General features: G+C 38.8%; 24 protein-coding genes. 12 read left to right on the plus strand and 12 right to left on the minus strand.

The window, feature by feature from the left end:
* Positions 1-26: 26 nt before the first annotated feature.
* From cdd to Q4597_RS11885, 8 genes are all read left to right on the plus strand, one after another.
* Positions 27-509 (plus strand): cytidine deaminase, encoded by a 483-nt coding sequence (cdd, locus tag Q4597_RS11850; protein ID WP_215911869.1) that lies wholly within the window; start codon positions 27-29, stop codon positions 507-509.
* A 157-nt stretch (positions 510-666) separates the two neighbouring features.
* A complete protein-coding gene (pdhA, locus tag Q4597_RS11855; RefSeq protein WP_215911868.1) occupies positions 667-1,662 on the plus strand; it encodes a pyruvate dehydrogenase (acetyl-transferring) E1 component subunit alpha in 996 nt (331 codons plus the stop codon).
* A gap of 10 nt (positions 1,663-1,672) precedes the next feature.
* A complete protein-coding gene (locus Q4597_RS11860) occupies positions 1,673-3,310 on the plus strand; it encodes a pyruvate dehydrogenase complex dihydrolipoamide acetyltransferase (protein ID WP_215911867.1) in 1,638 nt (545 codons plus the stop codon).
* Between the two features lie 89 nt (positions 3,311-3,399).
* Positions 3,400-4,449 (plus strand): M20/M25/M40 family metallo-hydrolase, encoded by a 1,050-nt coding sequence (locus Q4597_RS11865; protein ID WP_303406381.1) that lies wholly within the window; start codon positions 3,400-3,402, stop codon positions 4,447-4,449.
* A complete protein-coding gene (locus tag Q4597_RS11870; protein ID WP_303406382.1) occupies positions 4,449-5,129 on the plus strand; it encodes an SDR family oxidoreductase in 681 nt (226 codons plus the stop codon). Before Q4597_RS11865 ends, Q4597_RS11870 begins: the two co-directional genes overlap by 1 nt.
* Positions 5,130-5,243: 114 nt before the next feature.
* Positions 5,244-5,846 carry a SprT-like domain-containing protein gene (locus Q4597_RS11875; RefSeq protein WP_215911893.1) on the plus strand — a complete coding sequence of 201 codons (603 nt, stop codon included), beginning with the start codon at positions 5,244-5,246 and terminating at the stop codon, positions 5,844-5,846.
* Positions 5,847-5,932: 86 nt separating this feature from the next.
* Positions 5,933-7,015: a mannose-1-phosphate guanylyltransferase gene (locus Q4597_RS11880; protein ID WP_303406383.1), complete on the plus strand. Its 1,083-nt coding sequence runs from the start codon at positions 5,933-5,935 to the stop codon at positions 7,013-7,015.
* Between the two features lie 9 nt (positions 7,016-7,024).
* Positions 7,025-8,506, plus strand: a complete 1,482-nt coding sequence (locus Q4597_RS11885; RefSeq protein WP_303406384.1) for a DUF389 domain-containing protein — start codon at positions 7,025-7,027, stop codon at positions 8,504-8,506.
* Positions 8,507-8,516: 10 nt separating this feature from the next.
* Here Q4597_RS11885 and Q4597_RS11890 read toward each other — a convergent pair whose 3' ends face one another.
* Positions 8,517-9,284 (minus strand): ABC transporter ATP-binding protein, encoded by a 768-nt coding sequence (locus Q4597_RS11890; RefSeq protein ID WP_215441119.1) that lies wholly within the window; start codon positions 9,282-9,284, stop codon positions 8,517-8,519.
* Positions 9,281-10,021: an ABC transporter permease gene (locus tag Q4597_RS11895; protein WP_215441120.1), complete on the minus strand. Its 741-nt coding sequence runs from the start codon at positions 10,019-10,021 to the stop codon at positions 9,281-9,283. Before Q4597_RS11895 ends, Q4597_RS11890 begins: the two co-directional genes overlap by 4 nt.
* A gap of 112 nt (positions 10,022-10,133) precedes the next feature.
* Between Q4597_RS11895 and pafA the strand changes: the two genes are divergently transcribed.
* Both pafA and murI read left to right on the plus strand, forming a co-directional pair.
* Positions 10,134-11,795: an alkaline phosphatase PafA gene (gene pafA, locus Q4597_RS11900; protein WP_303406385.1), complete on the plus strand. Its 1,662-nt coding sequence runs from the start codon at positions 10,134-10,136 to the stop codon at positions 11,793-11,795.
* Positions 11,796-11,806: 11 nt separating this feature from the next.
* Positions 11,807-12,595, plus strand: a complete 789-nt coding sequence (murI, locus tag Q4597_RS11905; protein WP_303406386.1) for a glutamate racemase — start codon at positions 11,807-11,809, stop codon at positions 12,593-12,595.
* Here the strand turns inward: murI and Q4597_RS11910 are convergent.
* Positions 12,584-13,081, minus strand: coding sequence for a dihydrofolate reductase (locus Q4597_RS11910; RefSeq protein WP_303406387.1), 498 nt, complete (start codon positions 13,079-13,081; stop codon positions 12,584-12,586). The genes murI and Q4597_RS11910 overlap by 12 nt on opposite strands.
* A complete protein-coding gene (locus Q4597_RS11915) occupies positions 13,078-13,467 on the minus strand; it encodes a 2TM domain-containing protein (RefSeq protein ID WP_215441127.1) in 390 nt (129 codons plus the stop codon). The genes Q4597_RS11910 and Q4597_RS11915 overlap by 4 nt, the downstream gene beginning before the upstream one ends.
* A gap of 58 nt (positions 13,468-13,525) precedes the next feature.
* Between Q4597_RS11915 and Q4597_RS11920 the strand changes: the two genes are divergently transcribed.
* The gene (locus tag Q4597_RS11920; RefSeq protein WP_303406388.1) at positions 13,526-14,614 is read left to right on the plus strand and encodes an aminotransferase class V-fold PLP-dependent enzyme; all 1,089 of its coding nucleotides are present in this window, start codon (positions 13,526-13,528) and stop codon (positions 14,612-14,614) included.
* Positions 14,615-14,783: 169 nt separating this feature from the next.
* Positions 14,784-15,083, plus strand: coding sequence for an isoamylase early set domain-containing protein (locus Q4597_RS11925; RefSeq protein ID WP_215441129.1), 300 nt, complete (start codon positions 14,784-14,786; stop codon positions 15,081-15,083).
* 115 nt (positions 15,084-15,198) lie between these two features.
* On the opposite strand, the gene Q4597_RS11930 is transcribed toward Q4597_RS11925, so the two are convergent.
* From Q4597_RS11930 to Q4597_RS11965, 8 genes are all read right to left on the minus strand, one after another.
* On the minus strand, positions 15,199-15,480 hold the full coding sequence (locus Q4597_RS11930; RefSeq protein ID WP_215441130.1) for a DUF427 domain-containing protein: 282 nt from the start codon (positions 15,478-15,480) through the stop codon (positions 15,199-15,201).
* A gap of 65 nt (positions 15,481-15,545) precedes the next feature.
* Positions 15,546-16,517, minus strand: a complete 972-nt coding sequence (gene egtD / locus Q4597_RS11935; RefSeq protein WP_303406389.1) for an L-histidine N(alpha)-methyltransferase — start codon at positions 16,515-16,517, stop codon at positions 15,546-15,548.
* Between the two features lie 50 nt (positions 16,518-16,567).
* Positions 16,568-17,728 (minus strand): ergothioneine biosynthesis protein EgtB, encoded by a 1,161-nt coding sequence (egtB, locus tag Q4597_RS11940; protein WP_303406390.1) that lies wholly within the window; start codon positions 17,726-17,728, stop codon positions 16,568-16,570.
* Positions 17,729-17,802: 74 nt separating this feature from the next.
* Positions 17,803-18,627 carry a thymidylate synthase gene (locus Q4597_RS11945; RefSeq protein WP_303406391.1) on the minus strand — a complete coding sequence of 275 codons (825 nt, stop codon included), beginning with the start codon at positions 18,625-18,627 and terminating at the stop codon, positions 17,803-17,805.
* A gap of 40 nt (positions 18,628-18,667) precedes the next feature.
* Entirely contained in the window at positions 18,668-19,333 is a 666-nt protein-coding gene (locus tag Q4597_RS11950; protein ID WP_303406392.1) for a hypothetical protein, read from the minus strand.
* A 142-nt stretch (positions 19,334-19,475) separates the two neighbouring features.
* Positions 19,476-20,924, minus strand: a complete 1,449-nt coding sequence (locus tag Q4597_RS11955) for a NupC/NupG family nucleoside CNT transporter (RefSeq protein ID WP_303406393.1) — start codon at positions 20,922-20,924, stop codon at positions 19,476-19,478.
* A gap of 18 nt (positions 20,925-20,942) precedes the next feature.
* The gene (locus Q4597_RS11960; protein WP_215441137.1) at positions 20,943-21,572 is read right to left on the minus strand and encodes a bifunctional nuclease family protein; all 630 of its coding nucleotides are present in this window, start codon (positions 21,570-21,572) and stop codon (positions 20,943-20,945) included.
* A gap of 85 nt (positions 21,573-21,657) precedes the next feature.
* Positions 21,658-22,626 carry an electron transfer flavoprotein subunit alpha/FixB family protein gene (locus Q4597_RS11965; RefSeq protein WP_303406394.1) on the minus strand — a complete coding sequence of 323 codons (969 nt, stop codon included), beginning with the start codon at positions 22,624-22,626 and terminating at the stop codon, positions 21,658-21,660.
* Positions 22,627-22,646 lie beyond the last annotated feature (20 nt).

Raw genomic sequence — 22,646 nt, forward strand, 5'->3', positions numbered from 1 at the left:
TTATTTTAGGCCCTTATTAAACAAGTATGCAAAAACAGAATATATCTTTTGAATTGACCATTTTTGATTCAATTCAGGAGCTTTCGGAAGAGGATGGTAAACTTATGATAGATGCCATTGGAGCAAGAAAAAATGCTTATGCACCTTACTCGAGCTTTCAGGTTGGTGCTGCGGTGCTATTGGAAAATGGCGAAGTGGTTATAGGTAACAATCAAGAAAACGCTTCTTATCCGTCCGGGCTTTGTGCTGAGCGTGTGGCAATTTTCTACGCTGGGGCAAAATATCCGGGTGTGGGCATTACTGCTATAGCCATAACCGCAACCTCTATCAATTACGAGTTAACCAACCCGGCGGCACCTTGTGGAAACTGTAGGCAGGCTATCTCGGAGTATGAAGTAAAGCAAAAAACTCCCATAGCACTTTTGATGATGGGGGAAAAAGGCAAAATTTTTAAATGTAATTCCATGGCGGATATTCTGCCATTGGGCTTTGATAGTTCGTTTTTGTAACAGTTCTGAACAACCTAAGGATAAATTCTAACAAACCTTTTACTTCAATTTTTTTCAACTATTGATTTAATATGTATTTTTGCCCTTCTGGTTGGTTCCGTGAATAAAAAAGGAACGGTCAGGGTGTTGTAACCACGAATCCAAATTATTAGCATCAATGAAAAAAATTACCAAAGAAGTATATCTGAAATGGTATGAAGATATGTTGTTCTGGCGCAAGTTCGAGGACAAGCTGGCACAGGTCTACATTCAACAAAAAGTTAGAGGTTTTTTACACTTGTATAATGGTCAAGAAGCTGTTTTGGCTGGCTCATTGCATGCAATGGACTTAACCAAAGACCGTATGATCACCGCCTACAGGAATCACGTTCAACCAATTGGTATGGGTGTTGATCCTAAACAAGTAATGGCAGAATTGTATGGTAAGGTTACTGGTACTTCCAAAGGTATGGGAGGCTCAATGCATATATTCTCAAAAGAACACCGTTTTCATGGTGGTCATGGTATCGTAGGAGGACAAATTCCATTAGGTGCTGGTATGGCTTTTGGTGATAAGTACGCCGGTAGGGATAACGTTACCTTATGTTATATGGGTGATGGTGCCGTACGTCAGGGCTCTTTTCATGAAGCGTTGAACTTGGCAATGCTTTGGCAACTTCCGGTAGTATTCATTTGTGAAAACAATGGTTATGCTATGGGTACTTCCGTAGAGAGAACATCATATTCTACTGAAATTTGGAAACTAGGTTTGGGTTACGAGATGCCTTGTGGTCCTGTAGACGGTATGGATCCGGTAACGGTTGCTCAAGAGGTAAGTAAAGCCGTAGAAAGAGCACGCTCTGGAGGTGGGCCAACTTTCCTTGAAATGAAAACATATAGATATAGAGGTCATTCTATGTCGGATGCACAACATTATAGAACTAAGGAGGAAGTAAAGGAATATCAGAAAATAGATCCTATTACCCAAGTTCTTGATATTATTAAAGAGAACGATTACGCATCTGAAGAAGACATTAAGGCAATAGACAAAAAAGTTAAGGATTTGGTGTTGGAATGCGAAAAATTCGCAGACGAATCAGATTATCCGCCAGTACAGCAATTGTACGATATGGTCTATGAGCAAGAAGATTTTCCATTTGTACAACATAAATAATTTTAGGTAAATGGCAGAAGTAATAAACATGCCCCGCTTGAGCGATACCATGGAAGAAGGTACCGTAGCCAAATGGTTGAAAAACGTTGGTGACAAAGTTGAGGAAGGCGATATACTTGCAGAAATAGAAACTGACAAAGCCACAATGGAATTTGAGTCCTTTTATGAAGGTACTTTATTGCATATTGGTATTGCAGAAGGAGATGGTGCACCGGTAGATTCTCTTTTGGCCATTATAGGTGAAGAGGGAGAAGATATCTCATCATTGTTAAACGGTAGTGCAGATACTTCTGGCGAAGAAGAGGCGGAAGAATCCAATGAACCTGTAGCTGCAAGTTCTGAAGATTCTGAGGAGGTTGCTTCTGCAGATGTTCCAGAGGGCGTAGAAGTGGTAAAGATGCCTCGCCTTAGTGATACTATGGAAGAAGGTACTGTTGCTGCTTGGTTGAAAAAAGTGGGTGATACGGTAGAAGAAGGAGATATTTTAGCTGAAATCGAAACGGATAAAGCTACAATGGAATTTGAATCCTTCTACTCGGGTACCTTATTATATATCGGTATTCAAGAGGGTGAATCTTCTCCGGTTGATGCAGTGTTGGCGGTTATAGGACCTGCAGGTACGGATGTTGATGCTGTGCTTAATGCCAAGCCGTCTTCGGGTAAGAAAGAAAGTACTTCTTCTGAGACTAAGAAAGAAGAGCCAAAGAAGGAAGCTTCTAAAGATACTTCAGCTCCCAAGGCTGCAAATGACGGTCAACGTATATTTGTATCGCCTTTGGCCAAGAAAATAGCAAAGGAAAAGGGTATTGATTTAGCCAATGTTAAAGGTTCTGGAGATAACGGGCGAATTGTGAAGAAAGATGTAGAGGGGTATACTCCTGCTGCAGCTTCACAAGCTCCGCAAAAAGCGGCTAGTTCACAAGCGGCGGCGCCTGCAAGTGCTCCTGTAATCCTGCCAGTAGGTGAAGAAGGTTCTGAGGAGGTCAAAAATTCGCAAATGCGAAAAACCATCGCAAAGCGTTTGTCCGAATCTAAATTTACCGCACCTCACTATTACTTGACTATAGAAGTAGACATGAGCAATGCCATGGCTTCTAGAAAACAGATAAATGATTTGCCTGATACAAAGGTTTCTTTTAACGATATGGTAGTGAAAGCATGTGCCATGGCCTTGAAGAAGCATCCGCAGGTAAATACTACTTGGAACGGAGATACTACACGTTATAACCATCATGTACATGTTGGTGTTGCCGTAGCTGTAGATGAAGGTCTTGTTGTTCCTGTATTGAAATTTACTGAGCAATTGAGTTTAACTCAGATCGGTGCTGCCGTTAAGGATTTGGCCGGTCGTGCGAGAAACAAAAAACTGACTCCAGCCGAGATGGATGGTAGTACGTTTACAGTTTCTAACTTGGGTATGTTCGGTATTACCGAGTTTACTTCAATCATCAATCAACCTAACTCCGCAATTTTATCCGTTGGAGCCATTGTTCAAAAACCAGTGGTTAAAGATGGCCAGATTGTAGTTGGTAATACAATGAAGGTAACTTTGGCGTGTGACCATAGAACGGTTGATGGGGCTACTGGCGCTCAATTTTTGTTAACACTACGTGCGTATTTGGAAAATCCGGTAACCATGCTGGCTTAAACAGATCGCTAACTATTATAATAAAGGCATCTTGGTTATTTCCAGATGCCTTTTTTTATTTCTAAATTGTACCATTAAAAATAACACCTATGAAAAAGAGTTTTCTGTTTGTTGCCAGTATATTGGCTTTGTCGTGCGGTTCTCAAAAGATTGATGAATCCGTAACATTAGAAAGTGAAGAAGCGGTGCAATTTGACCGCAGCTTAATGGAGGTGCCTAAAAAGGCCGACGATTTAAATGGTATAGGAAGTATTGTAGGTGCGGGGCAAAATCAATTTTCAAACGTGGAAAAAGTGGCTTCAATCATGAATTTTCTGGCTTCGGACGAGCTACAAGGTAGGGATACTGGAAGTGAAGGAATTGAAAAAGCCGCTGAGTTCATTGAAGAGAGCTTCTCAAAAAATAACGTCAAACCTTATTTTGAAACGTATAGAGATGATCTTTCTAATTATGATGCACCCGCTTTTAATGTTGTTGGTGTGGTTGAAGGCAGTGATCCTAAACTAAAAAATGAGTTTGTAATAATTGGTGCTCATTACGATCATATAGGACTTATAGCAGAGGAGAATGGAGATGCCATAGCCAATGGTGCAAATGATAACGCAACGGGAACTACAACCGTGATGGAGCTTGCCCGTTATTTTGGAAAATCAAGAACAAATAAGCGAAGCATAATTTTTGCTCTTTTCAGTGCTGAAGAAAAAGGATTGTTAGGGTCAAAACACTTGGCGCAAAAGCTTAAGGAAGAGAATTTGAACCTGTATGCAATGCTCAATTATGAAATGGTTGGTGTGCCCTTGGTAGGTAAGGATTACTTGGCTTACTTAACGGGGTATGAAGAATCCAATATGGCCAAAGTAGCTAATAGCTATGCAGAACAGACCTACGCGGGCTTTCTTTCTAAAGCGAAGGAATTCAACCTTTTTAAGCGATCGGATAATTATCCGTTTCATGAAGCCTTTGGGGTGCCTTCACAGACTTTCAGTACGTTTGATTTTACGAACTTTAACCATTACCACAAAGTGGGAGATGAACTTTCTGAAATGGACTTCGGTCACATGGCTAACTTAATAAATAAGAGTATTCCGGTTGTAGAGGGTATCGTTAACGCACCAACAAAAGAAATTAAGTACAACTAATGGCAAATATCGTAATAACGGGGTCTAGTAGGGGTATAGGTTTTGAACTGGCCAAATTGTTTGCTGATGAGGGGCACAAAGTTTTGGCTCTATCCCGAAATGATAAGCCAATTTCCGATTTGGCTCATGAAAATATTTTTAGTTTCTCCTTTGATTTGGGTAATCCATCCGATTTTAAAAAGATGGAGGATTTTTTAGCTGAAAACTTTGAAACGGTAGACGTACTTATAAATAATGCGGGAAAGTTGTTGAACAAACCTTTTCTTGAAACCGAAGCCGAGGAGTTTGAGGCTGTTTACAAAGTAAATGTATTTGGAGTAGCGGAAATGACAAGGAAAATTCTACCAAGAATGCCTAAAGACGGCCATGTGCTTACCATTAGTTCTATGGGGGGTGTGCAGGGCAGTGTTAAGTTTCCGGGTTTATCTGCATATAGTTCCAGTAAGGGGGCGGTAATCACTCTAACCGAATTGTGGGCCGAAGAATTTAAGGAAACCGGTCCTTCATTTAATGTGTTGGCGTTGGGCGCAGTCCAGACTGAAATGCTACAAGAGGCTTTTCCAGGGTATGAAGCGCCTACAACAGCTTTGCAAATGGCCAAATACATTAAGAACTTTGCTTTAGAAGGCCATCAGCTGTATAACGGAAAACTACTTCAGGTCAGTAATAGTACGCCCTAAACTTTTGGTTTTTCCTTACATAGGGTCGTTCTTGTGAATAGGCGTTATTTTTTGACATAGGCTTAATAATAGATAACTTCATTTATTGGTTGAGTTAACTTATTTTTGTTCGCAGTGGATAATGTGTTACAAAAATATCTTCCCGAAAGGGCTATAGAATCCTGTTTGGAGTTGATTCAGAAGACAGGCGTTCACTTAAAGATTGTTAACGAACGGGTTACCCGCCATGGGGATTACCGGCGGATGCCCAATGGAAAGCATCAGATAACAGTAAATGCCAATCTCAATAAATATCGATTTTTGATTACGCTTATACATGAAATTGCCCACTTAGTGGCTTTTGAAAAATACGGCAGGACTATAAAACCACATGGTACGGAGTGGAAACGCATTTTTCAATATTTAATGTTACCGTTTATAAGGCCCGAAATTTTTCCTACCCAATTACTACCTCTTCTAGCAAATCATTTTAAAAATCCAAAGGCAAGTAGTAGTACGGACGCAAGGCTGTCCATAGCATTAAAACATTTTGACGAGCAAAAAACGGATAGGACCTACGTTTTTGAGGTGCCCTTAGGTAGTATTTTTCGCATACATAATGGTAAATTGTACAAAAAAGGGAATAGACGCGTTAAGCGATATGAATGTATAGAGGTGGCTACAGGGCGAATGTATCTTTTTCAACCTAATGCAGAAGTGGAATTGGTTTTTGATTAAAATTGTAAGAAATTACGTGAAAAATAACTAACTATTTATAAATAAGCGAAAGATTTTGTTACTTCCGCTTTCATAGCAATCAAGAAATGAAAAACAACAATTATTACGCAGTTCTAATGGCCGGTGGTGTCGGTTCAAGGTTTTGGCCAATCAGTACATCTTCTTATCCAAAGCAATTTCATGACATGTTGGGTACGGGAGACACCTTAATTCAAAAAACTTTTAAGCGTCTGAACAAGTTTGTTCCTACCGAAAATATTCTCATCCTGACCAATGATCGCTATAATGATTTGGTTTTGGAGCAGCTACCTTTGGTTAAACAGGATCAAGTAGTGCTTGAACCTGCTATGAGAAATACAGCTCCTTGTATTCTGTACGCAGCTTTAAAGATTCAAAAAATGAACGAGAACGGTGTAATGATCGTAGCGCCCAGTGATCATTGGATTGAAGATGAAGATGCCTTTGCCAAAGATGTAACCACCTGTTTTGATAAATGTGAGAAGGAAGACGTACTTTGTACTTTAGGTATTAAACCATCGTTTCCTAATACAGGCTTTGGTTATATAGAATTTGAAAAGGAAAGTCCGGAAGGCTTAAAGAAGGTAAATCAGTTCCGTGAAAAACCTGATTACGAAACGGCAAAGGAATTTTTGGCCCAAGGAAATTTTCTTTGGAATGCGGGAATTTTTATGTGGAGCGTGAAGACCATTGTAAATGCGTTCAAAAACTATCAACCTGAACAGTATTCACTTTTTGAATCCGGGATGTCTTGTTACAATACTGGCGAAGAAAAAGAGTTTATAAAAGAGAACTATCCAAAAGCAGAAAACATCTCTATAGATTACGCCATTTTGGAAAATTCAAAATCCATATTTGTACTACCGGCTACTTTTGACTGGAACGATTTGGGTACTTGGGGCTCTCTATATGATAAATTGGACAAGGATGATGATAATAACGCCATTGTAAACAGCAAGGTGGTAACTACTGATGCATCCGGCAATATGATCAGATCCCCAAAAGATAAAATTGTTGTGGTAGATGGTCTTAATGACTATATCATCGTAGACAAAAAAGAAGTACTTTTAATATACCCGAAAACTAAAGAACAGGATATTAAAAAGGTGTTGGGTGCCGTTAAGGATAAATATGGCGACGAATATGCCTAATTCTAATACATGAGCGATAAACTGAATCAAGATAATATCACGCCAACAGAGGCTCCAAAGGAGAGCGAAGAGGCCGTAAGGAAAGATGCAAAAGGTCTGTGGGAAAGCCTGCGGAGGTTTATGCGTGAATTATTGGATATTCGTGAAAATACGGATCAAGAAGCTACGAAGGAAGCTATAATTGCAGATATACCCTTTAAAGGGCATACCTCATGGATTTTGATCTGTTCTATCTTTATTGCTTCTATTGGTCTTAATGCAAACTCTACAGCGGTAGTTATTGGTGCCATGTTAATATCACCGCTTATGGGGCCTATTTTGGGTCTGGGTATGTCTTTGGCCATTAATGATATTGACACACTAAGGCGATCATTAAAGAATTTTGCCGTAATGGTGGTTCTTAGTGTGTTAACGGCTTATCTGTTTTTTGAATTCTTTCCAATTCAAGATGAGTCTTCTGAGTTGTTGGCACGTACGGCTCCGGATATTAGGGATGTTCTTATAGCCTTTTTTGGTGGTTTGGCATTGGTAATTGCAAGGGCTAAAAAAGGAACTATTGCTAGTGTTATTTTTGGTGTTGCCATTGCTACGGCTTTAATGCCGCCTTTATGTACGGTAGGCTTTGGTCTGGCCATAGGTAATCCGGGTTACGCTTTTGGGGCCATGTATTTATTTATCATAAATACCATTTTCATAGCCTTGGCGACTTTCTTGACCATAAAGCTTTTAAAGTTTCCTATGGTGCGTTATGTGAATTCCGCCAAAAGAAGACGTATAGCGCGTATAGCTTCTATTGTGGCTTTATTGGTTATGATACCTGCGGGATGGACGTTCTATAAGGTGTTTCAGGAGTCCATGTTTAAAAAACAGGCCAATGAATTTGTTAGTGAGACCATTGGAAAATACCAATTTACAAGCGGAGGAAGGTATCTGGATAATTTTACGAGTATTGAATATAATGAAGGTAAACAGCCGGTAATTGAGATCGTTTGTATGGGTAATGAGGTTATTCCGGCCAATATAATTTCTTCATGGAATACTATGCTAAAAGAAGATGAGGATTATAAGCGGCTTACGAATACCGAGCTTCATATTATTCAAGGGTCTCAAAATGATCAAGTAGATCAGTTGAAATATATTAATGAACTGTACGAGTCCCAGAAAAACCAATTGTCTAGTAAAGCGGAGAAAATTGCGTTTTTAGAGTCTGAGGTCACTCGCTTGCAAAAGGATGCATCTAGTAGAAAGCAAATTCCTTTTCAGGATATAAGTGCCGAGGCAAAAGCCAACTATGAGAATTTGGTTTCTTTGCAGTATGATAATGCCGTTATTACGGATTTCAGTAAAACAGATACCCTATCAATCTTTGAAGTAAAATGGAAAGAAGGGCTGAGCAATACTAAAATTGCATCGGAGAACAAACGGGTTCATGAGTGGTTAAAAGTACGATTGAAGGATACCACCATACAGCTGCGAGGAACTGCTAAATAGGATTGTAGATTTAGTTACGCTCTTCTATATACATCTGGCGCACTTTCTTAAAGAGGTCGGAAGAATAAACAAAATCGGTAACCGTTTCGTTATCGGTTTTAAATATTTCCTTGTTGGTGCCTTCCCAAGCCTTTAAACCATCTTTAAGAAAAAGAATTTTTTCTCCTATTTCCATTACCGAGTTCATATCGTGGGTATTGATAATAGTGGTAATGTCATACTCCTCCGTAATTTCCTTGATCAAGTTGTCTATGACAATAGCGGTTTTTGGGTCAAGTCCAGAATTGGGTTCGTCGCAGAAAAGATATTTAGGGTTCATAACAATGGCGCGGGCAATAGCTACCCTTTTCTGCATTCCCCCGGAAATTTCGGAAGGATATTTATGATGCGCATCTACCAGATTGACTCTCTTTAGTACAAAATCCGCTCTGTCCTGCATTTCGGATTTGGACTGTTTTGTAAACATTTCCAACGGAAATTTCACATTGCCTTCTACGGTCATAGAATCAAACAGGGCGCTTCCTTGGAATACCATGCCCATTTCTTGGCGTAGGTCTCTCTTTTGTTCATCGGTAAGTTCCGTATAGATTTGACCGTTATAACTAATCGTGCCTTCCTCCGGAGTAAAAAGTCCTAACAAGCACTTTAAGAAAACGGTCTTACCGGAGCCACTTTGTCCAATTATTAAATTGGTCTTTCCTTTTTGAAAACTAGTGGTCACCCCTTTAAGAATATGGGTGCCATCAAAAGATTTGTGTATGTCGTTTACTTCTATCATTGGCCTAATAAGAGTTGGGTGAGTATATAGTTAGCAATGATTATTACCACACTCGTCCAAACAAACGAGGTGGTACTGGCCTTTCCTACTTCTAAAGCTCCACCAGTCATGTAAAAACCATGATAGGAAGGTACCGTAGCTAAAACAAAAGCAAATACCAATGTTTTGAGAAAGGCATAGGTTACGTGAAAAGGAATAAAATCTAATTGAACACCTTCTATAAAATCTGCACTGGTGCTAAATCCTCCAAATACGGCCGCCATCCAACCTCCAAAAATCCCAACATACATAGCAATTGAGATAATGAACGGGTAAAGGCAAAGTGCTATAATTTTTGGGAAAACCAGATAATTAAGGGCGTTTACTCCCATGACCTCTAGCGCATCTATTTGCTCTGTTACTCGCATAGTACCAATGCTGGATGTGATATAGGACCCTACTTTTCCTGCCATGATAATTGAGCAAAAGGTAGGGGCAAACTCAAGAATAATGGATTGCCTAGTTGCAAAGCCCACCAGGTTTTTTGGTATAAGTTCACTGGTAATGTTCAATGCCGTCTGTATGGCAACAACAGCTCCCATGAAAAAAGAAATGAAAATTAAGATACCCAAAGAACCGAAGATCAATTCGTCTACTTCTTTCAAAATGAGCGACTTCATAATGCGCCATTTTGTAGGTTTCTTAAAGACCTCTTTTATCATAATGGCATATCTGCCAATCGATCTTAGGTAGTTCATGTGATGAAAATAGGTATATCCTAACAAAAATAACAATAAACGATTTCATTTAACCTCCATTTAAACTTTAAAAGGGGAATTTATTTACTTTTGCTATCTCAATAAAACAACTATGTCCAAGAATTTTACCGTCTTATTTTTTACTATTTGTACCATTACTTTTTTACCGCTTACGTCATTCGGTCAAAAAAAATCAAAAGAACAAACTGATGCTCAATTGAAAACAGACCCAAAGCTTGTGGTGGGTATTATTGTGGATCAAATGCGCTATGATTATATTACCCGTTTTTGGGACCATTATGGTGATGATGGATTTAAACGCTTGGTAAATGAAGGTTTCAATTGTAAGAACAATCATTATAACTATGCTCCCACGAGTACAGGACCTGGGCATACTTCTGTATATACAGGTACAACACCGGCTATGCATGGCATAATTGGCAATAACTGGTACGATAAAGAATCGGATACCGATGTATATTGTGCGGGTGATCCGGCCTATAATTCAGTTGGTACTACTTCTGATGCCGGAAAAATGTCTCCCCATAGAATGACCGTTACCACAATTACAGATGAACTTCGCTTGCATACGCAAATGCGAGGAAAGACTATAGCCATTGCCTTAAAAGATAGAGGTGCTGTTCTTCCAGGTGGGCATACGGCTAATGCGGCGTATTGGTTTAGCGATGGCGCTTGGATTACAAGTTCTTTTTATATGGATAAGTTACCTGTTTGGGTGGAGAAGTTTAATGCTGATAAATCCGTAGATGCTTACAAGAAGCCATGGAAAACGTTAAAGAAGATTTCGGAGTATGTTGAAAGCGGTACGGACTATAATGCTTATGAAGGATTGTTTAAAGGTGAGAAGACTTCGGTTTTTCCTCATGATTTACCTGCGCTATGGGATGAGAATGGTAAGTATGAGCTGCTTAAAGCAACACCTTTTGGTAATAGTATAACTACTGATTTTGCCGTAGCCGCCCTTGAGGAAGAGCAGCTGGGGAAAGATGATATTACAGATTTCTTGGCCGTTAGTTTTTCAAGTACGGATTACGTAGGTCATAAGTTTGGTGTCAACTCAAAAGAAATACAGGATACGTATGTAAGACTTGATCAAGATTTAGAACGTCTTTTTAAGGAATTAGATCGCAAAGTGGGTAAAGGAGAATATACCGTATTTCTAACCGCAGATCATGCCGCAATTGAAGTTCCGGCATATTTAAAGGATCAGAGAATACCGGCAGATTATGTTGTTTGGGACGAGATAAAAACAAATTTCAATCAATTTTTGGAGTTCAATTATGGAACAACTGATATTGTAAAGGACTTTTCTAACAACCAATACTTTTTAGACAATAGTATTATTAAGAATCTGGATTTGAGCGTACAGGAAGTTCAGGAAAATATAGCAAAAGAATTGTTGAATTATAAAGGGATTGATCGTACCTATACGGCCTACCAAATGTGGCAGAATGATTACACTCATGGTATACCTTATATTCTTCAAAATGGGTATAACCAAAAACGTTCTGGTGATGTTTTGGTCGTATTGTCTCCGGGTACAATTTCTTACCCAAAAACAGGTTCTACCCATGGTTCGCCACAAATTTATGATACGCATGTACCCTTACTTTTTTACGGTGCGGGAATTAAACATGGGAGTACGGTAGAGCGAACCGAAATAGATGATATTGCTCCAACAGTAGCTAGCTTATTAGGGATAGCGTTTCCTAACGGAGCTACAGGAAGCCCAATAGTAGAAGTGTTGGAATAATTAGAAAGCATATGAACAATAGGCCAATTGGTGTTTTTGATTCAGGGGTTGGAGGAACTTCCATTTGGAAAGAAATTCAGAAACTCTTACCTAATGAGAATACCCTGTATTTGGCAGATAGTAAAAATGCACCTTACGGTGAGAAATCACAGGAAGAGATTCTTCAGCTAAGTATAAAGAATACAGAGTTTCTTCTGGATAAAGGCTGTAAGATTATTGTGGTTGCCTGTAATACGGCCACTACCAATGCTATTTCGTATTTAAGGGCGCATTACAAAGTTCCTTTTATAGGTATAGAGCCGGCAATAAAGCCTGCGGCCTTACAATCGGAATCTAAGACTGTGGGTGTATTGGCTACAAAAGGAACGCTATCCAGTAGTCTTTTTCATAGCACATCTATTAACCATGCTGCCGGAATTAGGATTATAGAACAAGAAGGAACCGGTTTGGTGCCGTTAATAGAAAGCGGCAAAGTAGAAGCTAAGGAAACCAAGGAACTTTTAAATAAATATGTGGGCCCTATGCTTGAACAAGGCATGGACCATCTGGTTTTGGGCTGTACCCATTATCCATACCTAATACCTGTTCTAAAAAGTCTATTGCCCGCTCATGTAAAGATTATTGATTCCGGAGAAGCAGTAGCAAGACAGGTACGGGCCGTGCTCCAAAAGAACGATGCGCTCAATGCATCAAATGAGCTGGCAAGACATAGACTTTATACTAACGTAGCTCCTGACGTTCTAAAGCGTTTTGTGGAGGATGTTACGGCAGATTTTTTAGTTGAAAAATTAGATTTTTAAGTAGGTAAGATACGTAAATGCGTATTTGTGTTTCTCATCTGCCGGATGGTATTGCTCGGTTGCAAGTTCCCAAACGGACCCATCAATTTCCGGAAAAAAAGTGTCGGCATCTTCAAAAGTGCCATGTACGCGGGTAAGTTCAATTTTGTTAGCTTGTTCCATTCCAAGCTTGTAGATTTCTCCTCCTCCAATTATAAACGATAAGGGCTGGTCCTTTACAAGCTGCAATGCTTCGGTTAAAGAATACACAACAACACAAGTATCATAGTCTACGGTATAGTTTTTATCCCTGGTTATGATGATATGTTTACGGTTGGGAAGGGGCTTGGGAAAGCTTTCGTACGTTTTTCTTCCCATAATAATGCTGTGCCCGGAAGTTAGTTTTTTAAACCTCTTAAAGTCGTCCGGTAAATGCCATAGGAGGTCATTGTCTTTTCCTAGAGCATTGTCCTCGGCGGCCGCCGCTATCATTGCTACAGTTTTCATGGTTCAATTTTTTTATTGATTTTGGATAGCGGAAAATCGGTCTCTATTTCCTTTTGTATTTCGGCAATGCGCTTTTTTTGTTTGGCTACCAGTTTTTCACGTTGGGTACGTTCCCAATCCTTGCCCATAAATTTTTGGGTAATAAAAACATTAAAAGCATGTATGACAAATAAAAAGGCCCAAAAGGTAATGCCCCAAATAAACCAGTCATAGGTCTCGCCGTATTTTAAAATCTTATTTATTAGAATTAAAAAGACACTGCCAATTAGAAAAATGACAAAATGAACGTAGAGCCGTTTCTTTTGTTTTATGCGGGTTTGAGCGTTCTCAAGCATTTCGTGTTGCTCAAGATCTACTTCGGAGCGGTTTTTATTTTTAGAGAACATACGAATAGTTATCTTTAGATTACAAAGATAAGGCAATTGCCGACACAGCGAATACAAGATGAAAAATACCAGAAAACACTTTCCCGTTTTAAGTCAGTATATCTATGCTAACACCGCTTCTTCAGGATTACTTAATGATGATTTAATGGAGTGGCGCCAGGAACATGATCTGGATTATTTAATAGGCGGAAGCAATTTTAGAAATGAGGTAGCCGCTAAGTTAATTTCTGAAACGCGCGAAACGGTAGCCAATTTTTTTGGAGCTAAAAAGGAGAATACAGCATTGGTCCAAAATTTTACGCTAGGGTTGAATATGCTTTTGGAAGGACTGGACAGGAGCCATAAGATATTATTGGTTGAAGATGATTATCCATCGGTAAATTGGCCTTTTGAATACCGTGGTTTTGATGTATCCTATGTTCCTTTGAACGAAGATTTGGAAGCCACTATTTTGAATCAGATCGAGAAGGATAAAATTACCGTATTGGCTTTAAGCTTAGTGCAATGGACCAACGGAATTCATATAAATTTAGATTTTCTTACAAAAATTAAGCAGAAATTTCCTAAATTGAAAATAATTGCTGATGGCACGCAGTTTTGTGGCACGTCAAACATTGATTTTGATAGTTCGCCTTTGGATGTTCTAGGAGCAAGTGCATATAAATGGTTATTGTCCGGTTATGGAAACGGTTTTATGCTGTTCAAGGATGGATTGGAAGAAACGTTTGCTGTACGAACAATAGGTTACAATGCTTCGGGGCATGACCTAGGTGCAAGAGATAGCATTCCATTTGCCAATAGGTTTGAGCCGGGACATTTAGATACGTTAAACTTTGGGAGTTTAAAGTTTTCCTTAGAGTATTTGAGTGCCTTGGGTAAGGATGCTATAGAAAATCAGTTAAAATTGCTTTCTAAAAAAGCAAAAAATGAATTTGGCGAACTAGGATTGTTGCCCAAGTCAATACTAGGTAGAGACAATCATAGTACTATATTTAATATAGAAGGAAATGATGCTCTTTTTCAAAAATTAACGGACAAAGGTGTCATCTGTTCGCAACGCGGAAACGGTATTAGGCTTAGTTTTCATTTTTACAATAGTGAAGAAGATATCGATGAAGTTGTAAAAATCTTAAAAACAGCTATATAGACGATTACAATGTAGAGAAAAGGATGACAATATTTTGCATCCAATTACTATTTGTTATGTAAATATTGCGAAAATGATAAAAATGCGTTAATCATTGTATATGAGCATTTTAATATGTTAGTTTTGCTCTTGATTTAGAAACTAAAAAATCAATTTAAAATAATACATAATGGCAATTTCAAAACAGTATCTAAAAACAAAACCCGTTTGTAAAGTTACTTTTACGGTTCCTGCAGAGGAAGCATCAAAAGTGGCTGTTGTTGGTGATTTCAATAACTGGAAAGCAAACAAAGCAAGTTCATTGAAGAAGTTGAAAAACGGAAATTTCAAAGGTACTTTAGAACTTCCTAAAGAGACTTCTTTTGAGTTTAAATATATCATAGACGGTAACTATGTAAACGAAGCGGAAGCTGATCGTTACCAGTGGAACGATTACGCTGGTGGTGAAAACGCCGTTCTGGATTTATAATTCATTCGTTAGAAATATATAGAAAGCCGGAACATGTTTATGTCCCGGCTTTTTTTACTTTGGAGCAATTGCACAAGCTTGTGTAGAAGCGGTTGTGCTAATTATCTATTTGTCTCTATGCTTCAACGGTAACTCCCTTCCAGAAAGCAACTCGGCCTTTGATACCTTTGGCCAATGGGCTAACTTCTGGGTAGTACCATGCTGCATCAGGATTTTCCTTGCCATCAACCATTAGGGTATAGTAATGTGCCTGACCTTTCCATGGGCAAGTAGTATGTGTTTCACTTGTTTTGAAGTATTCTTTTTTAATACTTTCCGCAGGAAAATAATGGTTGTTTTCTACAACAACTGTTTCATCACTTTCCGCTATTACGGTATTGTTCCAAATTGCTTTCATATCAAATGCATTTATGCCATTCCTTTAAACGGCAGATAAATAATTAAAGTTAGAAGGTGTTGAGCTTACTTTTTTCTTAGCACGAAATTTTTGTAATGGTTTTCGGCATCACAAAACTCTGTTTCTATTTTTAGACCCGCTTCTTTGGCTAGCCAAGCAACCACCTTGTCGTCATACTTTTGGGAAATTTCTGTATGTATTGTTTCCCACTGTTCAAAATCAATTAGTACGTCTAACTTTTCAATACTTACAGATTGGGCTTCTTTGGCTACCAAGTAACTCTTTGCCGTTCCGGTTTCCGGGTCATATACTTCCCAGTGTAGAAACTTGTCCAAATCAAAATTGCCGCCAAGTTCTGTATTGATCCTGGCCAATACGTTTTTATTGAATGCTGCAGTTATTCCGGCTTGATCATTGTAAGCGTCTAGAATGGTCTGTGGGTTTTTTTTCATGTCAAACCCAATAAAGAACAAATCATCCTTTTGCATAAGCTCTTGAACACTTTTGAGAAAGTCTATAGCTTGCTCGTGCAAGAGGTTTCCAAGGTTAGAACCTAAGAAGAGAATTACTTTCTTAGTACCGTTTTTGGAGTTTATTTTTTTCAATGCCTCAAAATAGGTGCCTTGTTGGGGTTCTACAACCACATTGGGCAGCTCTTTTTTAAGGGATTGTTCCAAGCCATTAAGTACGTTTTGACTTATGTCAATAGGTTGGTATTTGAAATCGTAGTTATTTTCTGAAAGGTGTTTTAATAGGATTTTAGTCTTTTTGCCATCTCCGGCACCCAACTCTATAAGTTTAAATTTAGGGATTCCCGAAGCAAAAAGCTCGGCTATTTCTTGGGTGTGATTCGCAAGAATATCAAACTCTTTCTGAGTAAGGTAATACTCTGGCATATTCATGATATCCTGAAAAAGTTTGTCTCCCTTCTCGTCATAGAAATATTTGGACGATAAATGTTTGGGGAAATCCGTTAGCCCGGTATGGACATCTTCTTCAAATTGGGTCTCAAAAAGTATTTGGGTTGGTTTATGCATGCCTCTTAGGTCGGAAAAGTTCTAAATACTATACTGTGTTGTCTAAAAAATTATTTGGCCAGCCTTAAACCGGTATATTGCCATCTTAGTTGGGTCTGAAAAAAGTTACGGTATGTGGGTCTGGTATGATGTACGGGTGTGGCAACGGAACCACCACGTAAAACTTTCTGATTCACCATAAATTTACCGTTGTATTCACCTAGGGCGCCATCAGCTTTTTTATAATTGGGGTAGGGGAGATAAGCGCTTTCCGTCCATTCCCATCGCTTTCCCCAATTAAAGAGTGATTGAGCCGCTTCCCATTCAAATTCCGTAGCAAGACGGCAGCCTTTCCATTGTGCAAAAGCGAATGCCTCAAAATATGAAATGTGGGTAACCGGGGCATTGGGTGTAATTTCCTGAAGCCCGTTTAGCGTATAATTATGCCAAAGTTCGTCAATATTGTGCCAGTATAAAGGTGCGGAAATGTTATTTTGGTTTATCCAATCCCAACCTTCCGCATGCCAAAGGTCAAATTTCTTATAACCTCCGGCTTCAATAAATGCAATATATTCTTGATTGGTAATAAGATTTTTTGATACCTGAAACGGGTGTAGGTATACTTTATGCCTTCCCAATTCATTGTCATAGCAAAAAGTGCTAGAGTTATGGCCTATTTCGTAAATACCTTCATCTATAGAAATCCACTCTTGTGGTTCATTTTCATGTGGATGCTCTTTAAAGTTATTTGAATAAACGGGTAATAGCGGGTTGTTGCCCAGAATAAACTTAATATCCGTTAATAACAACTCTTGATGCTGCTTTTCATGATGTATACCTATTTCCAACAGGTCATCTAGTTCTTGACTTTGTGATGTGCTAAATAGGTTTTTTATCCCTTCCGTTACGTACGTGCGATAGGCATAGACACTGTCTACAGAGGGGCGCGATAGATTGCCCCGATCGGAACGCACTACACGTTTGCCTACGGTTTCATAGTAACTATTGAATACAAAGGAAAAATCCTCATCAAAAAGGGTATAGCCCTTAAAATGAGGTTTTAAAATAAACTCTTCAAAAAACCAAGTTGTGTGTCCTAGGTGCCATTTAGGAGGGGAAACATCTACAATGGGTTGAACCACGTAGTCTTCAATTTCTAGAGGCGTGCAAATATTTTCTGTGTGCAGGCGCGTCTCTAAAAAAAAATCAACGAGAGAATCGGTTGAGGTCATAGCAATTTTTATATTCTATAAATATAAGGATTATAGAATGTACGCCATGAGCTCAATAGTATTTTTGGTGAACGCTAAACGGCAACGGCACCCTTAATATGTGGGTGAGGGTCGTAATCCTCCAGGCTGAAATCTTCAAACTTAAAGTCGAAAATGTCTTTTATTTCCGGGTTGATGACCATTTTCGGTAAAGGCCTAGGTTCGCGACTCAATTGCAATTCTACCTGCTCCATATGGTTGTTGTAGATGTGGGCGTCACCAAAAGTGTGAATAAATTCACCTGCTTCATAACCGCACACTTGTGCCATCATCATTGTAAATAGTGCGTAAGAAGCAATGTTAAACGGTACGCCTAGAAAGATGTCTGCACTACGTTGGTAAAGTTGACATGAAAGCTTGCCATCTGCAACATAAAACTGAAAAAAGGCATGGCAGGGAGGAAGTGCCGCTTTGCCATTGGCCACATTTTCAGAAAACGATTTTGAAGTATCCGGAAGTACACTTGGGTTCCATGCGGAAACCAACATACGTCTGCTATTAGGATTGTTTTTTAAAGATTGAATAACATCTTTAATTTGATCAATCTCATCATTGTTCCAATTACGCCATTGATGACCATAAACAGGGCCTAAATCACCATTTTCATTTGCCCATTCATTCCAGATACGCACGCCGTTTTCTTGAAGGTATTTAATATTTGTATCTCCTTTCAAGAACCAAAGCAACTCATAAACAATGGACTTTAAGTGTAACTTTTTGGTCGTTACCATGGGAAAACCTTTGCTGAGGTCAAAACGCATTTGATATCCAAAAACGCTCAATGTTCCAGTTCCTGTACGGTCTCCTTTTTGGTTACCGTTTTCGAGTACGTGCTTTAGTAAATCGTGGTATTGTTTCATAGTGGGGTATATTTTGTAAAAAAAGCTAATTTTAATCGTTTTAAGGTTTGTTGTTAAGCTCTTCAATTCTCTTAATTGCAAAATTAATTTTTTCTAGGAACGGGTTTAGTGGCTCTTTTGTTAATGCATGATATATATTGTCAAATCCGCGAACGACAAGGAATAATGACGCTGTTAATATGACGAGATAAAAATCGTAACTCGCAAAATTATCAATATTTTGTTCAGTAGTCTTTTCAACTCCTATAATCAATCCTAAAGCGCATTCTGAAATACCATAAGATAAGCGATAGCGTTTTCGAAAGTAGAACAAAGATACTCCCCCTAATAATATAATTAGCACCGTAATAGGTGTTATAAGATTTTTTGGAAGATTTAGTAATCTTTCAAAGAATGTAGGGATGTCATAAAATACAATTCCTAAAGAATAGTAAATGGGACCCAAAAATAATATAAGTACTGCGGAATAGATTAAAAATCCTTCCTGATAAATAGCTTTTAATATATTAGTTTTTTTGTTGACCAACAAAAAAACTACAGGTATTGATAAAAGTAAGATAATGGCTCCGTCTATAAGTAGACTATATTTTAGAAAATCATTACATGATCTATTTTCTAAAGCATAAATTATAGCGAATAAATCAAGTATTATAAACATTATAAAGCTAATAGAAGATAATCCTGAGATATATTTTGTTAGTTTCATGGAATGTTTTTTCAGCCTGTTTTCAGCTCTTCATAAAAGTAGGAATTAGCTTTATTCGTTTATGTTTAGAAGGATTGTATTTATCAGAATTTATTAACCTAGAAAAGGTTTAATAGTGAGTTTGATGGTATTCGTATAAATTTTATCCTAAAATCATCCCTGCAATAGTGGCGGATAATAAGGAAGCGATTGAGCCACCAAGAACGGCCTTAAGACCAAATTCGGAAAGTGTCTTGCGTTGACCGGGAGCTAAAGAGCCGATACCGCCAATTTGTATGCCTATTGATGCAAAGTTTGCAAATCCGCAGAGCATATAAGTGGCCATAATAACAGATTTATTATAAGTAAGGTTGGCTCCTCTGCTTAAATCCTTAAGTTCGGCCAATTGTTTGTAGCCAATAAACTCGCTTGCGGCTAGCTTTATACCCAATAATTGCCCCATGAACATAACGTCTTCTTTTGCAACGCCTATCAGCCACATTAGGGGAGCAAAGATGGTTCCGAGAATGGCTTCTAAAGAGAATTTTTTATAAGCCGTGTTTTCTACGATCCAATCATTCAAATGGGTCAGGTCTCCCGCATATCCTAAAATGCCATTGATCATGGCAATCATAGCAACAAAAACCAAAAGCATGGCACCAACGTTAACTGCTAATTTTAGCCCTTCAGTTGTTCCGTTAGCTATGGCGTCTAACATATTTGAACCGATTTTTTCCGTTGAAACTTCAATATCCGTATTAACGACTTCCGTTTGAGGATACAATATTTTTGAGATTACAATCGCCCCTGGTGCGGCCATGACTGATGCAGCCAATAAGTGTTTTGCAAAAATTAACTGCAGCAATTTATCCTCACCACCTAAAAAACCTATATAAGCAGCTAAAACAGCTCCGGCAACGGTAGCCATTCCGCCAATCATTACCAATAGTATTTCTGAACGGTTCATTTTTTCCAAATACGCCTTGATCAATAAAGGTGCTTCGGTCTGACCTAAAAAGATATTTCCTGCAACAGAAAGACTTTCGGCTCCGGATATACCCAATGTTTTAGAAAGCATCCAGGCCAATGCCCTAACCACTTTCTGGATTACTCCTAAATAGAATAATAAAGAGGTAAGTGCAGAAAAGAAGATAATGGTAGGCAATACTTGAAATGCAAAAATGTAGCCGAACGTATTGGTGTCAACTACTAAACCTTCAAAAAGAAATTTACTTCCCGCACGGGTGAACCCTAAAATACTGATAAAAACTTCACCAACGGATTCAAATCCCTTTTGGATGAAAGGTACCTTTAGTACGCCAACAGCAATGAAAAGTTGTAAGGTAAGACCTACGCCAACCGTTTTCCAATTGATGGCCTTTCGGTTAGAACTGAATAAAAATGAAATAAGTAAAAGCACCACCATTCCCAATATACCACGGCCTAAACTGCTTAGAGTAAAGCCTTCGTTAGGTTTTATTTTGTTGGTGGTTTCTGAAATTACATCATTGATTACCGTTGTTTCAACATTGGGTACGGTAATACTATCTTGTGCTATGGATGGGAAAAAAATGAAAAGGGCAAGCAGAACAATCCAAGGGTTGATTTTCATAGGGTACTTGCTTGTTTATCAGTTTCTTTTAGAAATCTCGTCCCGTAATTTGGCCGCTTTTTCATAATCTTCATTGGCTACGGCTTGATCAAGCTCTTTGTGGAGCTCATCAACAGAAAGTTCCGTATAACCATCTGTTGCACCGGATTCGATTTCTACAGTTTCGCCCTCTTGTAAGATTTCGTCAACCACGATACTGTCATCGGTTTCTTCTTTTTCCTTGTCTTTTGACGAGAACTTTAAAAAGATTCCTGCTTTGTCCAAAATAGTCTTGTAGGTAAAAATAGGGGCGTTAAACCGGAGTGCCAATGCAATGGCATCACTGGTTCTGGCATCTATAATCTCCTCAATTTTATCGCGCTCGCATATGATACTGGAGTAAAAAACACCGTCTACCAATTTGTGGATAATAACCTGTTTGATAACAATGTCAAAACGATCTGAAAAATTTTTGAACAAATCGTGGGTTAAAGGTCTAGGCGGTTTTATTTCCTTTTCAAGTGCAATGGCAATGGACTGTGCTTCAAAAGCACCGATAACGATGGGTAATTTACGATCGCCTTCCACTTCGTTCAAAATAAGGGCATATGCCCCGTTTTGTGTTTGGCTATAGGAAATACCTTTTATTTTTAACCTTACTAAGCTCATAGAATCTTTAAAATACAAAAGACTGTTTAAATACGGGCGTACCATGCATTTAAACAGCCCTTTAATGAGCGCAAATTAACAAAAATTAAGCGTTTTGCGCTTTAAATTCCTTTAATTTTTCGATGAGCTTTGGTACCACTTCAAAGGCGTCGCCCACAATTCCGTAGTCGGCAGCTTTGAAAAATGGTGCTTCAGGGTCCGAGTTAATGACCACTTTGGTTTTTGAGGCACTTACTCCTGCCAAATGTTGTATAGCTCCTGAAATACCAATAGCTATGTATAAGTTAGATGCAACTGGCTTTCCGGTTTGGCCAACGTGCTCTCCGTGGGGTCTCCATCCCATATCGGAAACAGGTTTTGAGCAAGCCGTAGCGGCACCAAGAACTTGGGCAAGATCTTCGATCATTCCCCAGTTTTCAGGACCTTTAAGACCTCGTCCTCCGGAAACCACAATCTCTGCGTCCGCAATGGTTACCTGACCAGCAACCTTGTCTATTTCAACGGACTTAACGGAGAAATCAGCATCGCTTAAATCAGCACTAAAAGTTTCAACCGCTGCGGTTGTAGGATTTTCTTTTATGCCAAATGCGTTATTAGAAACACCAATAATCTTGGTATCCGTAGTAATTTCTGTATGAGCAAAGCCTTTATTACTAAATGCGGTACGCTTTACGCTAAATGGAGATGTGCTTTCCGGAGCGGCAACAACATTGGGTACGTATCCTGCTTTTAATTTCGCAGCTAGGATTGGCGCCAAGAATTTGCTGTTGGTGCTGGAGCTTACGACAACCACCTGTGCACCTTCACTATTGGCGGCCTGCATAATACTATTAGCGTATGCGGCGGCACTGAAAGTAGAAAGTTTGTCATCGGCTATGTTCAATACTTTGGAAACACCATAAGTTCCCAAGGCTTCGTTATCATTGGCGTTAAATGCAATTGCAGTAACTGATGAGCCTAACTGGTCTGCCACAGCTTTGGCATATGATGCCACTTCAAAGGCACTTTTTTTGAATTTTCCGTTTTCGGATTCTGTATATACTAATACTGACATGTGGTGTATTGTTTAATTTT

The sequence above is a fragment of the Zobellia sp. 1_MG-2023 genome (assembly GCF_030549125.1).
In the GTDB taxonomy this organism is placed as follows: Bacteria; Bacteroidota; Bacteroidia; order Flavobacteriales; family Flavobacteriaceae; genus Zobellia; species Zobellia russellii.